Genomic DNA, 14,024 nt, shown 5'->3' with positions numbered 1-14,024 from the left:
GCCGCCCCCCTCCGTCTCCTCTGAGGTCAGGAGGAGCCGTTGGACCCCTGGTTGCCACGGGAGGAGCCGTTACGCCACCGGTCGGCGACGGTGTCGAAGACCTTGCCTCCCGCGCTGGCCGCGCTGCCCGCGACGTCGCGCAGGGTGCCCAGCAGCGGGTCTCCCGAGCGCGCCCACGCCTCCTTGTAGGACTTGGCGGCGTTGCGCGCCTCCTCGCCGACCTTCGCGTCGCGGTCGGAGGAGCGGCGCGGGTAGTCGCCGTTGAGGATGCGCTGGTAGGAGCCCTCCTCGATCCACCGGTGCAGTTCGGCCAGGCGCACCACCGCGAACGGATGGGTCTGGCCCACCAGGCTGAGCAGCTTGAGCAGTCCGTCTCGGGCGTCGCCGCCGGACTCGTACTCGCGGGCCTGCTCCAGGAAGGCGTCGGGGTTCATCTCCACGAGCTTGGAGCCGCCCGCCATCTTCATCAGGGCGCGCTTGCCCGCCTCGGGGTCCTGGCTGGCGAGGATCCCGGCGCGGTCGCAGGACAGCTCGGACTTGCGGTACCACTCCTCCAACGCGGCCACGATGGCCTGGATCCCGAGGAAGCCCAGCGGCACCCACGCCACACGTGCGGCCAGCTGGATCAGGGCCAGGAGCATGGTGCGGTACACGGCGTGGCCGCTGAGGATGTGACCGACCTCGTGGCCGATGACGAAGCGCTGCTCCTCGGCGTCCAACAACTCGAACAGACCCGTGGTCATCACGATGAACGGCCGCTGACTGCCGATCGCCATGGCGTTCGGCCGGGGGTTCATCTGGATGTAGAGCTCGGGCACCTCGTCCATGTCCAGGACGTAGGCGGCGTCGCGTACGTAGTCGTACACGTGGGGGAACTGGGTGGGACCGACCCGGACGGAGCTGGACAGGAACATCAGGCGCAGGGCACGTTCGTTGAACAGCCCCGACAGGCGTTTGAACACCTCGTCGAACCCGCGCAGCGAGCGCAGCGCCACCAGGGCGCCACGGTCGGCGGGGTGCTCGTAGGCACGGGGTGAGATCTCGGAGAGCCGGACGCGTACGCGGTCTGGTGTGTTGGCCATATCGGCATGCTATGCGCCGTGATGACGCTTGGCCACGGTTTTCCGCATCGAGATATGACGCGATTTCGGGGTGCCGTGAGGAGGTCCGGGGAAGGAAGCCGGTGGGGAGATCGTTGTGCCAGTTCAGGGAACAAACAGGGAGGAAGGGGACAGCGGTGGTGCCCGCCGTCGGCTACTCTCGGTTGGCCGATCCCGGCAACGGCAACGTCCACGGCGAAACGGAGCGCACAGTGGCGCACGCAGCTTCCGGCGCACCCCGAAACGAAGCACCCCCCGCGCGACGGAGCGGCGCGGGCCCGACCAAGGTCGGCATCATGGGCGGCACCTTCGACCCCATCCACCACGGTCACCTCGTGGCGGCGAGCGAGGTCGCCCACCTCTTCGCGCTCGACGAGGTGGTGTTCGTCCCCACCGGCCAGCCCTGGCAGAAGGACCTGGCCACGGTGACCCCCTCCGAGGACCGCTACCTGATGACGGTCATCGCGACCGCCGAGAACCCCCAGTTCCGGGTGGACCGTATGGAGATCGACCGCTCCGGACCCACCTACACCCTCGACACCCTGCGCGAGATGCGAGCCAAGTACGGGCCGGAGGTGGAGCTGTACTTCATCACCGGGGCGGACGCGCTGGGCGCGATCCTGAGCTGGCACAACGTCGACGAACTCTTCGAGCTCGCGCATTTCGTAGGCTGTAACCGCCCCGGGCACCACCTCAGCGACTCCGGGCTTCCCGAGGGCAAGGTCTCGCTGGTGGAGGTCCCCGCGCTGGCCATTTCCTCGACCGAGTGCCGGGAACGGGTCCGCAAGGGCGAGCCCATCTGGTACCTGGTCCCCGACGGTATCGTCCGCTACATCAACAAGACCGGGCTCTACAGGCAGAGCTGAAAGGCAGCAGACACAACGTGACAGCCACCGACAGGGCGCTGGAGCTGGTCAGGGTCGCGGCGGAAGCCGCCTCCGACAAGCTCGCCCAGGAGATCATCGCCTACGACGTCAGCGAGCAGCTGATCATCACCGAGGCCTTCGTACTGTGTTCGGCGCCCAACGACCGGCAGGTCCGTTCGATCGTCGACGAGATCGAGGACCAGCTCCGAGTCCAGTCCGGAGCCAAACCGGTCCGCCGCGAGGGCGAGCGCGACGGGCGCTGGGTCCTGCTGGACTACGCGGACATCGTCGTGCACATCCAGCACGAGGAGGAGCGCGGTTACTACGGCCTCGAACGGCTGTGGAAGGACTGCCCCGAGATCGACCTCCCCGAGAGCGCGCGCGGTACCGAGCGCACTCCCCTGGACGAGGGCTGACACCGACGACACGCTGAGCGGAGAGACACATCACGTGAGCGACACTCCTCGTGTGCTGTTCTGGCGACACGGACGCACGGCCTGGAACGTGGAGAACCGTTTCCAGGGGCAGACCGACATCGAACTCGACCGGGTCGGCCACGCCCAGGCCAGGCGGGCGGGGGAACTGCTCGCCTCCATGAACCCGGACGTGATCGTCGCGTCCGACCTGAGGAGGGCCGCCGACACCGCCGGGTACCTGTCCCAGGCCTCCGGGGTGCGTGTGGGCTTCGACAAGGGGTTGCGCGAGCGCTTCGGCGGGTCCTGGGAGGGGCTGACCGGGGTGGAGCTGTCCGAGCGCTGGCCGGTCGAACACGCGCGGATGGACATCCCCGACGGGGAGGGCATCACCGAGGTCGGCGACCGGATGCACGCCGCCGTCGAGCGCGGGCTGGGCAAGACGCCTCCCGGGGGGCTGCTCGTGGTGGTCAGCCACGGGGCCGCCCTGCGGGTGGGGATCGCCCGGATGCTGGGGATCCCCGACGAACAGCGCGAGATCCTGGGGCCGATCAGCAACTGCTGCTGGTCGGTACTCCAGCGGCGCCGGGACCACTGGCGGCTGATGGAGCACAACGCGGCCAGCCTTCCCGAGCCGGTGGTGCTCAGCGACGACGCGTAGCCGTTTCGACGTTCCGGGCGGTTTCCGCTATGGTTCAGGGAGTCGGCGGAACCGCACGGGCCCGATCGACTCCCTCAAGGGGCTATGGCGCAGTTGGTAGCGCGCCTCCATGGCATGGAGGAGGTCTGGGGTTCGAATCCCCATAGCTCCACGGACTCAGGACGACCCTGCTCGGGGGCCTTCGGTCTCCTCGCCGGGTCGTCCTTCGTGTTCTCTGGGGGGGCGACCCCCCAAGCCCCCCGGTGCGCCGCTCGGCCTTCGGCCGTCGTGCTTCGCGGCGCGGTCGTGGCGGGGGCGGGCCTTCGGTCTCCTCGCCGGGTCGTCCTTCGTGTTCTCTGGAGGAGCCCCCGAACCCCCCGGGCTCAGGACGACCCCGCCCAGGTACTCCTGGAGGGGACCTCACTCCCGGCGCAGCCACACCGCCGTGTTCCCCGGAAGCACCCCGTCCAGCTCCGCGCTGGCCACCAGCACCCGGCCCGTCGGCAGTTCCACCGGCTCCGCGCCCGTGTTGACCAGCACCAGGACGTCCGGGCCCCGCCAGTACGCCAGCACCGGCCCCCGGTTCAGCGTGTCGTCCCACGTCAGGACCTCGTCCGCGCGGAACTCCCTGCGGTGCGCCAGGGCCCGGCGGTACAGGCTGAGCACGGAACCCGGGTCGTCGGACTGGGCCTCCACCGACCACCCGCCCCACCCCTCGGGCTGGGGCAGCCACGCGACCCGCCCGGCACCGCCCCGGCCGAACCCGTACGTCGTCCCCTCCCTCGTCCACGGCAGCGGAACCCGGCACCCGTCCCGCCCCTTGTCGGTGTGTCCGCTGCGCGTCCACCGCGGGTCCTCCAGCGCCCGCGCGGGCAGGTCCGCCACCTCCGGCAGCCCCAACTCCTCACCCTGGTACACGTACGCCGACCCCGGCAGCGACAGCTCCAGCAGTGCCAGCGCCCGCGCCCGTCGCGTGCCGAGCTCCAGGTCCGGCTCCGGGTCCCGCCCGTCGGAGAGCAGCCACGCTCCCTGGTCGGTGCCCTCAGGCAGCCCCAGCACCGACACGGGGCGCACCACGTCGTGGTTGCCGATCACCCAGGTGGGCACCGTCCCCACCTGGGCGGCGTCGGCGATGGAGGAGTCGATCACCCTCCGGTAGGCGTCGGCGTTCCACGCCGTCCGCAGGAAGTCGAAGTTGAACGCCTGGTCCAGTTCGTCCGGCCGCGTGTACAGCACCCTCCGGTCGCTGGGCAGCCACACCTCGCCCACGGTGGCCCGGGGCGGGTCGAACTCGGTCAGTACCCGACGCCAGTCCCGGTACACCTCGTGCACCTCGGGCCGGTCCAGGAACGGATGGTCCGGGTTGGCCAGGATGTCGTCGAACCGGCCGCCGTCCACCGGCACCAGGTCACGCAGTGGTTCACTCAGGTCCTTGACCAGGGCGTACGCCACGTCGATCCGGAACCCGTCCACCCCGCGCCCGCTCCAGAACCGCAGGATGCCGCGGAACTCCTCGCGCACCCTCGGGTCGTCCCAGTTCAGGTCCGGCTGCTCGGGGGCGAACAGATGCAGGTACCACTGCCCGTCCGCCGCACGGGTCCACGCCGGACCGCCGAACGTCGACCGCCAGTTGGTCGGCGGCAGCTCACCGTCCGCGCCCCGCCCGTCCCGGAACACGTACAGCTCGCGTTCGGGTGACCCCGGCCCGGCCGCCAGCGCCTCCCTGAACCACGGATGCTCCTCGGAGGTGTGGTTGGGCACGATGTCCACCATCACCCGCAGGCCCAGCTCGTGCGCGGCCTCCACCATCACGTCGAAGTCCTCCAGGGTTCCCAGGCGCGGGTCCACGTCCCGGAAGTCGGCCACGTCGTACCCGCCGTCCGCCCACGGGGAGGTGTAGAACGGCGACAGCCAGATCCCGTCCGCGCCCAGGTCGGCGACGTGGTCCAGGTGCGCGGTGATCCCCGCGATGTCGCCCACCCCGTCCCCGTCGGCGTCGGCGAAACTGCGCGGGTAGACCTGGTACAGGACCGCGTCCCGCCACCACTGCTGCTGCATGAGGGATCCTCCGTAGGTTGGGTCGCTGGGGGAGAGCCGGGCCCGGGCCGCCGCGCCGGGCTTCGGTCACCTCAGGGGAACAGGCCGCGCGTCGTCCTGGGGGCGGCGGTGGACTGCCTCAGGATGAGCTGGGTGGGCATCTCCACGTGCGTGTGCCGCGCCGCTCCGTTGAGGATGTCCACGGTGAGGCGTCCGGCGGTCAGGCCGCTGTCGTAGGGCGCCTGGTCGACGGTGGTCAGGTCCATCACCGCGGCGGCGTCGTGGTTGTCGAAGCCCATGAGGGAGATCGAGTCGGGCACCCGCACCCCCGCGCGGCGCAGCGTGCGGTGCGCGCCCAGCGCGATGTCGTCGAACTCGGCGAGCACGGCCGTGGGCGGTTCGTGGTCCGACAGAAGCTCTCCCATGGCCAGTTCGCCGCCCGTGTGTCCGGGCGCCTTGACCACGGGCCACGGTGAGAGCCCCGCCTCCGCCATGGCCGCCTCGTATCCCTCCAGCCGGTGCCGTGAGCTGGTGCTGTACCACGCCTCCGAACGGGAACCGATGTAGGCCACGCGCGTGTGCCCCAGGTTGAGCAGGTGCCGGGTGGCTCCCGCGGTGCCCGCGCGGTCGTCGATGTACACGCTGGCCCGTCCGGACACCTTCTGTCCCATCAGCACCATGGGTACACCCACGTCCTCCAGCCGGCGGCACTCCTCCTCGGACAGGTCCATCGACACGGTGACCACGGCGTCGGTGTTGCGCCGCAGGGGCAGGGCGCGGGCCCAGCCCTCCCGGGAACGGGTCTCGCCGACCTGGTAGACGAGCATGTCCAGGTCGGCCTCACGCAGGGCGTCGCTGATCCCGGACAGGGCCGCTCCGAAGAACCACGGCCGGAGAAAGGGCACGACGACCGAGACCCGCCCCGTCCGCCCGGTGACCAGGCCGGAGGCGTTGCGCGAGACCACGTAGGACAGTTCGTCCGCGGCGCGTTGGACGCGCTGGCGGACCTCGGGGGCGACTCCGGGAGCGTCGCGCAGCACGCGGGAGACCGTCGAGAGGGAGACCCCCGCACGGTGGGCGACGTCCCGCATGCTCGCGGGTTGGCTGGGCATGCCGTCCACGGTAAGAGTGTGACCCGGGTTATGGCAACGTTTTCATGAGGGTGGGTGGACGGGGTGGCGTTCCTGCGCGTGAACTGCGCAGGCCGAAACGCATTCTCTGTTGACTACGTCACACAGTCGGTGGCATCGTTTGCGCACGACCCCGGGGGGATGACCCAGGACACACTCGACGCCGCGCGCCCGGAACACCCACCGGCGCGGAAGGAGAGAGTCATGCCACTGCTTCCACACCAGAAGAGGTACACGGCGAGGGTCTTCGCCGCCGGTGCCGCCGCGCTGGGCCTCACCCTCGCCACCGCGTGCGGCGAGCCTCCGGGGGAGGGGACCGCGGGGGAGGGCGGCGACACCGCGGGCCTCTCCGACGACCCGGCCTTCGTCTGGGCGGTCACCGGAGCGGACCGCGCGATCCACGAGGAGGTCGCGCGCCTGTGGAACGAGGAGAACCCCGACCAGCAGGTCGACATCTTCTTCCTCGCCCCCACCGCCGACGAGCAGCGGCAGGCCATGTTCCAGGACCTCCAGAACCAGGCCGGAGAGTTCGACGTCCTGGGCCTGGACGTCATCTGGACCGGTGAGTTCGCCGAGTACGGCTACATCGAGAGCCTGGAGGACCTGCGCGGCGAGGTCGAGGGGGTCAGCCTGGAGGGCGCCGTCGACAGCGCCCAGTGGCAGCAGGAGCTGTACGCGCTGCCCTACTCCTCCAACGGCGCGTTCCTCTACTACCGCACCGACCTCGTCGAGGAACCGCCCACGACCTGGGAGGAGCTCTACGACACCGGTACGGCCGCCGCCGAGGAGGCGGGCATCTCCGCCTACGTCGGCCAGGGCGACCAGTACGAGGGCTTCGTCGTCAACTTCCTGGAGTTGTACTGGTCCGCGGGCGGCCAGCTGTTCGACGACGCCCAGGAGCGGAGCACCTTCCTGGAGGGCGACGCCGCCACCACGGCCCTGGACTTCATGACCCGGGCCTACGAGACCGGTTTCTACGCCGACGGCTTCGACACCATGGTCGAGGACGACGCGCGCGCACTGTTCCAGGCGGGTGAGGCCGTCTACATGCGCAACTGGCCGTACGCCATTCCGCTCCTCCAGGGCGAGGGGGACGAGGAGAGCGCGGTCGTGGACGACTTCGCGGTCGCCCCGCTGCCCACCTTCGGCGGTGAGGGCACCACCAGCGCGCTGGGCGGGCTCAACAACGCGGTCAGCACGTTGAGCGACAGCAAGGAACTGGCCCGCGAGTTCGTCCTGTGGGCGGCCACCGACCCCGAGGCGCAGGACGTCCTGATGCGGAACAGCCTGCCGCCGACCATGCTGAGCGCCTACGAGAACACCGAGGACCCCGACTTCCAGATGCTCGGTGACATCCTCGCCCAGGCCGAGGCCCGTCCTCCGGTGCCCGGCTACAACTCCCTGTCCCTGGCCGTGCAGGACCACCTGCACCCGGCCTTCCGGGGACAGGCGGAGCCCCAGCCGGCCCTGGAGGCGGTGGACCAGGCGGCCAACGACGCACTCGAGCAAGAGTAGGACCGATGGCGACGACCCAGACAGTCCGCGTGGGCAGGGGCCTGGGTGAGCGTGCGATGGGGCGGGTCTTCCTCGCCCCGTCGTTCGCCTTCATGGCCGTGATCGCCCTCTTCCCGGTGTTCTACGCGATCGGGAGGAGCCTCTACGACATCCAGGGATTCCGCCAGGAGTTCACCGGAATCGACAACTACGTCCGGGTCCTGACCGACCCCGGCTTCCTCAACGCCGTCTGGAACACCCTGGTGTTCACGGTCGCGTCGGTGTCGCTGGAGTTCGTCATCGGCATGGCCTTCGCGCTGATCATGAACCAGGCCTTCGTCGGACGTGGTCTGACCCGCGCGGTCATCCTGATCCCGTGGGTCATCCCGACGGCCGTGGCCGCGCAGGTGTGGCGGTTCATGTTCGACCGAAACCCGGGGTTCGTGAACGCCGTCCTGGGCACGGACATCAACTGGCTGCGCGATCCCTTCTGGTCGATGGTCGGCGTCGTCAGCGCCGACGTGTGGAAGACCGCGCCGTTCGTGGCCCTGCTCCTGCTGGCGGGCCTACAGACCATCCCGAAGGACTACTACGAGGCGGCCAGGGTGGACGGGGCCAACGCGCTCCAGCGGTTCTGGTCCGTCACCCTGCCGCTGTTGCGTCCGGCGATCGTCGTGGCGCTGCTGTTCCGCACGGTGGAGGCCATGCGCATGTTCGACTTCGCGTACGTGTTCACCGGCTACTCGAACTCGCTGGCCACGCTGTCGGTCTACGCGCAGCGCTACCTGGTCCGGGAACCGGACCTGGGCTACGCCAACGCGCTGTCCACGGTCACGTTCGTCATCGTCATGCTCGTCGGCCTGGCCTTCATCAGCCGGATGGGCCGCCACATGATCGGTGACGTGGCGCGGAAGGAGAAGCGATGACGGCCGAGACGGTGAGGCCGAGCGCGCCGGTCCACAGGCCGCGCCGACGCATGCATCCGGCGGCGGGCGGCACCCTCAAGCTCCTCGGGCTCGCCGTGGTGCTCCTGTGGTGCCTGTTCCCGTTCCTGTGGATGGGCATGACCAGCCTGCGGTCGGGGGCGGCGGCGATCACCGACCCGAACATCCTCCATGGTCCGTTCGACTTCGGTAACTACCGCGAGATCTTCGACCAGGGCTTCCAGTTCGCGCTGCGCAACTCGCTGATCGTGGCGTCGGTGACCACGCTGGTCTGCATTCCGGTGGCCGNGGGTTACGCCCTGGCCCGGCTGCCGCTGGCGGGCAAGTTCGTGATCCTGGGCGCCACCCTGATCGCGACGCTGTTCCCGCCGGTGGCGCTGGTCAACCCGCTCTACCAGATGTACCTGGAGCTCAACGAGTGGACGGGGATCAACCTGCTCAACTCCTACGCGGGCATGATCATCCCGTACGTGGCACTGACCCTGCCGCTGGCGGTCTTCGTCCTCACCACGTTCTTCGCGGGCATCCCCCGGGAGATCGAGGAGTCGGCGAAGGTGGACGGGGCGACCCCCTTCCAGGCCTTCCTGCGGGTGGTGGCGCCGCTGGCGGCACCGGGCGTGGGCGCGGCGGCCATCCTGACCTTCGTGTACGCCACCAACGAGTTCCTGTTGGCCTTCTCCTTCGCCCCGAACGACCTGAACGTGCAGACGGTCCCCGTCTTCGTGGCCACGTTCCAGCGGGTCGGTTACGAGAACCCGATCGGGCAGGTCATGGCAGCGTCGGTCCTGGTCTCGATTCCGCTGATCATCTTCGCCCTGGTCCTGCAACGCAGGATCGTGGCGGGTCTGACATCGGGCGCCGTCAAGGGCTGAGTACGGGCCCGGGCCGGGAACGAGGACGGAGCGGGCTCCGGGGCGCACCCGGGGCCCGCTCCGACTTCACGGGTCCGGCTCAGGACAGGCAGGACCGGATCACCCGGAGCACCCGCTCACGCGGTTCGGTGATCTCCGGGCGGGTGATGCCGCGCATGATGAGCCCGTCGGCGTAGGCCATGAGGGTGCGCGAGGCCGCGTCCGGGTCGGCCGCGCCCAGGTCGGCGAGCGCCCGCGACGTCCAGCCGTGGATGAGTTCGGAACCCCGGGCCAGCGAGGCGCGCACCTCCGGGTTGTGGGCGCCCTCCATGGCCAGGGTGTAGCGGGCGACGGTGAGGACGCGGTCGGTCGTGGTCGCGGCGGTCACGAACCCGATCGCGGCGTCGGCCATGTGCTCGGGACCGGCCAGGGAGGCGTCGTAGAGTCCCGCCCACAGTTCCCGGTCCCTCTCCTCCAGCCGCTCGACCACCCCGCGCACCAGTGCCGCACGGGTGCGGAAGTGGTTGGAGGTCGATCCCCGGGGCAGCCCCGCGGCGGAGTCCACCTTTCCGTGCGTGAGGGCGTGCAGTCCCTGGGTGCCCAGGAGGCGGAGTGCGGCGTCGAGGGCCCGGGTCCTGTTCTGCGACATGGGTTCACTATATTCGTAGTGACATGTCACTACGATCGTAGTAGCGTGTCGGACATGCGTGGAAGAGCACTGTTGGTCGGAGGGGGCATCGCCGGACTCACGGCGGCCCGAGGACTGCTGCGCGCGGGTTGGGAGGTGGAGGTCCGCGAACGCCGGGAATCGCCGCCCGACATCGGCGGGGCGTTGTCCCTGTGGCGCGAGGGCATGGCCGCGCTCGACCGGATCGGCCTCGGAGAACGCGTCCGCGAACGCGCCCGACGCCCCAGCCTGGGTGTGATCGCCGCCCCCTCCGGCCGCGCCCTCACGGCGGTCGGCTCCCAGCGGGCGGAGGTCCACCTCATCTCCCGCTCGTCCCTGTTGGACGTGCTCGTCGAAGGACTCCCCGACGGACTCGTCCGCTGGAACACGCCCGTCACGGAGGCGGACGTCCGCGACGCCGAGGGCTTCGACGTCGTGGTGGGCGCCGACGGGATCCACAGCCTCGTCCGCCGCACCGCGTTCCCCGGGGCGGCCGATCCCCGCCCCCTCGGCACGGTCGCCTACCGGGGCGCCGTCCCCGGAGCGGTGGACCTGGCCACCGAGACCTGGGGGAGGGGGATGCTCTTCGGGGTGACCTCCATGGACGCCCACACCACCAACTGGTTCGCCTCCCTCCGCACGGAACTCCTCCGGGGCCGGGAGGGACAGGACCCCGTGGAGATGCTGCGCGAGCTGTACGGCGGCTGGCACCCCGTGGTCACCCGCGTCCTGGAAGCCCTGCCCGGAACCGCGGTGGACCGGCGCGAGCTGTACGAACTCCCCGCCCTGGCGAGCTACGTCAGCGGCCGCCACGTGGTCATCGGCGACGCCGCCCACGCCATGGCGCCCAACCTGGGGCGCGGCGCCTGCGAGTCGGTCGTCGACGCGGTCGCCCTCGCCGCCGCGCTCGGCACCGAGCCCACCGTCGAACACGCGCTGGCCCGCTACGACCGGCGACGCCACCGCCCCACCCGCATGGTCGCCCGCGCCTCCCGCGTCCTCAACAGGGTGAGCACCAGCGTCCGCCTCGACAGGCAGAGGAACCATCTGATGCGCACCCTCGGACACCTCGTCTGAGCGCCGCGGCATCCGGCGCGGCCTTCCTCGGGCAGGACTTCACGAGTTCCCCGGGGGCGCGCCCGAGACGACGGACCTCAGGCGGCGTCGAGCACCGGGTCGCGGTCCCGGACGCAGATTCTCACTTGGTGGGAGGCGGAGGAGTCTGCTTGGCTGTGGCCATGAGCGACCCCAGCACCACGCACGAGGACGTCCTGCCCCTGACCACCGACGCGGCGCGGCACCCCCACGTGTTCGCCAGCGCCTTCAACTCCGGTGACCCCGACCAACTGGAGAGGGTCTACGAGGAGGACGGCCTCCTCGTCCTGGACCCGGAGAACCCGCTGACCGGCACGGCCCGGCGCGACGCCAACGCCAGCCTCATGGGACTGGGCGTACCCATCCGCGTCACGCCCCGGCAGACGCACGTGACGGGCGACACCGCCCTCCTCATCGTGGACTGGGAGATCCGGGGGAACGGCCCCGACGGCCGGGATGTCGACATCCGCGGTACCGCCACCGACGTGGCCCGGCGGGGCGAGGACGGGCTGTGGCGCTACGTCATCGACAACCCGTTCGGGATCGCCGCCACCCGGGCCTCCGCGTAGCGGTCCTCCCGGGGCCTCCCGCGGCCCGCACGTCGTCCGCCGGGGCGCTTCGGGCGGCGTTCTCCCGGTCCGGGCGTCCCCCGACACGGGGACCCCACGGCCGCCCGGACCGGACGGCCGGGGCTGAGTCTCCGTTCGAGGACAGGCCCCGGTCCCCGCTCCCAGGGGTCGGGGACCGGGATAGGGAGGTCAGCGGCGCGTGACGTCGCTCCCGTCCAGGTCGGCCACGTCCTTGCCCATCAGCTCGGCGGTGATCTGCAACTCGGCCAGCGTCGCGCGCAGCACGTGCTCCACGCCCGCGGCGCCGTCCACGGCCAGCCCGTACACCCACGGCCGCCCCAGCAGTACCGCCTTCGCGCCCAACGCCATCGCCACGGCCACGTCGGCGCCCGAACGCACACCGGAGTCGAACAGCACCGTGGCACGCTCACCGACCGCGTCCACCACCTCGGGCAGGGCGTCCAGCGCCGCCACCGCGTTGTCGACCTGCCGGCCGCCGTGGTTGCTGACCACGATCCCGTCCACACCCGCGTCCACCAGTTCGGCGGCCTCGTCCCCGCGCACGATCCCCTTGACCAGGACCGGAAGGTCCGTCCACCGCCGGATACGGGCGATGTTGTCGGTGCTCAGCGACCTGCTGGCGAACGCGCCCAGGAAGTGGAACACCGCCTCGGTGAACACCCCGCCGGGCTCCGGGTCGGCCTTGAGCCGGGAGCGGAACTCCGGGTCGCTGAAGTAGTTCGCGGTGCCCTGGCTGCGCAGGAACGGCAGGTGTCCCAGTGCCAGGTCGCGGGGGCGCCACCCCAGCCGCTTGGTGTCGGCGGTNGCCGCCCCCCGCCGCACGAACGACTCGGCCAGGGCGTCGTCGCTGGGCCAGTACAGCTGGTACCACCACGAGTCGGCGGCCTCGGCGACCCGCTCCATCGGTGTGGACGCGGCCGTGGACAGCACCACCGGGACCCCGAGTTCGTTGGCGCCCCTGGCCACGGCGAGCTCCGCCTCCTCGTGTACCTGCTCCAGCACACCGATCGGCGCGGTCAGCAACGGGGTGGGATAGTCCTTCCCGAACAGGGTGACCCCCAGACCTCCCGCCGCCTCCGCACCTGGGCGCAGGCTGCGCGGGCGCAGCGCGTACCGGGCGAACGCGTCCTCGTTGGCGCGTGCGGTGCGCTCGCGGCCCGCGCCGCCCTCCACGTACCCGAACGGGCCCGGCTCCATGGCGCTCTCGGCCAGGTCGCGTAGCGCGTCGTGGTGGTAGGGCAGGTGGGGCAGCCGTCCGTTGGTCGCGTCGGCGTAGACGCCGTCCTGGTACTGGGCGAAGTTGCTCATGGATTCCTCGCTGGCGCCGCGGCGCCGGGGTACGGGCGCCGCGGGGGCACGGCGCACGGGACGGAAGGAGGGTGCGGGCCACGGATCACGGGAGAGGGAACACGCGGCTCGTGGCCGTCGAACCGTTCGCGCCGACCGGCTCTGACCGGATGCTACCGCCCGGTCACGTGACGGGGGTCACCCGACCCCGTGTGGTCCCGCCGACGGCGGTATCGACCCCAGGATCACCCCGACATGGGCGCAGCAACTCCTGTGGTCCGGGCTCTACGCGGCGTGGGCCTACGTGGGCGTCGTCCGCGCATCCGCCTACGAGGCCCTCAACCTGTGCGTGTGCTCGCTGGTCAAGGCTGTTGCGAACTCCGCCGGAAACGACGAACGCGCCTGATCCGGGGATCGGCGCGTGGGAGGGCCCGCCGGGCCGGGCCCGGCGGGGCGGAGGCGGTTACAGGTAGAGGCCGGTGCCCCGCTCCGGGGCCTCGTTGGCGATGGCGTGGACGTCGCGCTCACGCAGGATCACGTAGCGCTCGCCGTTCAACTCGACCTCGCCCTGCTCCTCGGGGTCGAAGAGCACGCGGTCCCCGGTCTTCACGTGGCGGGCACTGGTACCGGCGCCGACCACCTCACCCCACGCGAGCCTGGTGGCCAGCTTGACCGTGTCGGGGATGACCAGACCGGCGTTGCTGCGCCGCTCGCTCTTGTCCGGGACCGCCTTCACCAGCAGACGGTCGTGGAGCATCTGGATTTCAAGCTTTGATTCGGGCACCACTCCAGGGTATTCGGCGCGAAAACCGGACACCGCACGTCCACCCGACGGTCCCGACGTCGCAACCCACTCCCAACCTCCGGTACAGTGATTCCATCGCCGAGCGGGGGAACCGCCCGGCACACC

Annotated in this window: 14 protein-coding genes, 1 tRNA gene and 1 pseudogene; 10 read left to right on the top strand and 6 right to left on the bottom strand. The window is 70.8% G+C overall.

The window, feature by feature from the left end:
• Positions 1-26: 26 nt before the first annotated feature.
• Positions 27-1,082 (bottom strand): M48 family metallopeptidase, encoded by a 1,056-nt coding sequence (locus D455_RS0119495; RefSeq protein WP_017572388.1) that lies wholly within the window; start codon positions 1,080-1,082, stop codon positions 27-29.
• Between the two features lie 230 nt (positions 1,083-1,312).
• Here D455_RS0119495 and nadD point away from each other — a divergent pair, with 230 nt between their 5' ends.
• The 4 genes from nadD to D455_RS0119475 all read left to right on the top strand — a co-directional run bounded on the left by nadD (position 1,313) and on the right by D455_RS0119475 (position 3,191).
• Entirely contained in the window at positions 1,313-1,966 is a 654-nt protein-coding gene (gene nadD, locus D455_RS0119490) for a nicotinate-nucleotide adenylyltransferase (RefSeq protein ID WP_275040900.1), read from the top strand.
• Positions 1,967-1,983: 17 nt separating this feature from the next.
• A complete protein-coding gene (rsfS, locus tag D455_RS0119485; RefSeq protein WP_017572386.1) occupies positions 1,984-2,382 on the top strand; it encodes a ribosome silencing factor in 399 nt (132 codons plus the stop codon).
• A gap of 34 nt (positions 2,383-2,416) precedes the next feature.
• Positions 2,417-3,040 (top strand): histidine phosphatase family protein, encoded by a 624-nt coding sequence (locus tag D455_RS0119480; protein ID WP_026122793.1) that lies wholly within the window; start codon positions 2,417-2,419, stop codon positions 3,038-3,040.
• A gap of 78 nt (positions 3,041-3,118) precedes the next feature.
• Positions 3,119-3,191: transfer RNA gene (locus D455_RS0119475), tRNA-Ala, on the top strand.
• A gap of 248 nt (positions 3,192-3,439) precedes the next feature.
• Here D455_RS0119475 and D455_RS0119470 read toward each other — a convergent pair.
• Positions 3,440-5,077: a glycoside hydrolase family 13 protein gene (locus D455_RS0119470; protein ID WP_017572384.1), complete on the bottom strand. Its 1,638-nt coding sequence runs from the start codon at positions 5,075-5,077 to the stop codon at positions 3,440-3,442.
• A 71-nt stretch (positions 5,078-5,148) separates the two neighbouring features.
• A complete protein-coding gene (locus D455_RS0119465) occupies positions 5,149-6,168 on the bottom strand; it encodes a LacI family DNA-binding transcriptional regulator (protein ID WP_040684985.1) in 1,020 nt (339 codons plus the stop codon).
• Positions 6,169-6,390: 222 nt separating this feature from the next.
• Between D455_RS0119465 and D455_RS0119460 the strand changes: the two genes are divergently transcribed.
• The 3 genes from D455_RS0119460 to D455_RS0119450 are packed head-to-tail and all read left to right on the top strand — an operon-like array spanning position 6,391 to position 9,496.
• Positions 6,391-7,701 (top strand): ABC transporter substrate-binding protein, encoded by a 1,311-nt coding sequence (locus D455_RS0119460; RefSeq protein WP_017572382.1) that lies wholly within the window; start codon positions 6,391-6,393, stop codon positions 7,699-7,701.
• Positions 7,702-7,757: 56 nt separating this feature from the next.
• Positions 7,758-8,606 carry a carbohydrate ABC transporter permease gene (locus D455_RS0119455; RefSeq protein ID WP_017572381.1) on the top strand — a complete coding sequence of 283 codons (849 nt, stop codon included), beginning with the start codon at positions 7,758-7,760 and terminating at the stop codon, positions 8,604-8,606.
• Positions 8,603-9,496 (top strand): carbohydrate ABC transporter permease, encoded by an 894-nt coding sequence (locus tag D455_RS0119450; protein ID WP_017572380.1) that lies wholly within the window; start codon positions 8,603-8,605, stop codon positions 9,494-9,496. Before D455_RS0119455 ends, D455_RS0119450 begins: the two co-directional genes overlap by 4 nt.
• A gap of 79 nt (positions 9,497-9,575) precedes the next feature.
• On the opposite strand, the gene D455_RS0119445 is transcribed toward D455_RS0119450, so the two are convergent.
• Complete coding sequence (locus D455_RS0119445; RefSeq protein WP_017572379.1) at positions 9,576-10,124, bottom strand: TetR/AcrR family transcriptional regulator; 549 nt, start codon at positions 10,122-10,124, stop codon at positions 9,576-9,578.
• Positions 10,125-10,178: 54 nt separating this feature from the next.
• Between D455_RS0119445 and D455_RS0119440 the strand changes: the two genes are divergently transcribed.
• Together D455_RS0119440 and D455_RS0119435 are read left to right on the top strand one after the other, a co-directional pair.
• Positions 10,179-11,219 carry an FAD-dependent monooxygenase gene (locus tag D455_RS0119440; protein WP_026122792.1) on the top strand — a complete coding sequence of 347 codons (1,041 nt, stop codon included), beginning with the start codon at positions 10,179-10,181 and terminating at the stop codon, positions 11,217-11,219.
• A gap of 161 nt (positions 11,220-11,380) precedes the next feature.
• Positions 11,381-11,806 (top strand): YybH family protein, encoded by a 426-nt coding sequence (locus tag D455_RS0119435; RefSeq protein WP_026122791.1) that lies wholly within the window; start codon positions 11,381-11,383, stop codon positions 11,804-11,806.
• Positions 11,807-11,995: 189 nt separating this feature from the next.
• Here the strand turns inward: D455_RS0119435 and D455_RS0119430 are convergent, their stop codons facing one another.
• On the bottom strand, positions 11,996-13,135 hold the full coding sequence (locus D455_RS0119430) for an alpha-hydroxy-acid oxidizing protein (RefSeq protein ID WP_017572376.1): 1,140 nt from the start codon (positions 13,133-13,135) through the stop codon (positions 11,996-11,998).
• 193 nt (positions 13,136-13,328) lie between these two features.
• On the opposite strand from D455_RS0119430, the pseudogene D455_RS35505 reads away from it, so the two are divergent.
• Positions 13,329-13,520, top strand: a pseudogene (locus D455_RS35505) (TetR/AcrR family transcriptional regulator); the annotation flags it as partial.
• A gap of 57 nt (positions 13,521-13,577) precedes the next feature.
• Here the strand turns inward: D455_RS35505 and D455_RS0119425 are convergent.
• A complete protein-coding gene (locus D455_RS0119425) occupies positions 13,578-13,871 on the bottom strand; it encodes a GroES family chaperonin (protein ID WP_017572374.1) in 294 nt (97 codons plus the stop codon).
• Between the last annotated feature and the right edge of the window lie 153 nt (positions 13,872-14,024).

The sequence above is a fragment of the Nocardiopsis halotolerans DSM 44410 genome, from assembly GCF_000341065.1.
GTDB classification, from domain to species: domain Bacteria; phylum Actinomycetota; class Actinomycetes; order Streptosporangiales; family Streptosporangiaceae; genus Nocardiopsis; species Nocardiopsis halotolerans.
This window is presented reverse-complemented; position numbering and strand designations above follow the sequence as displayed.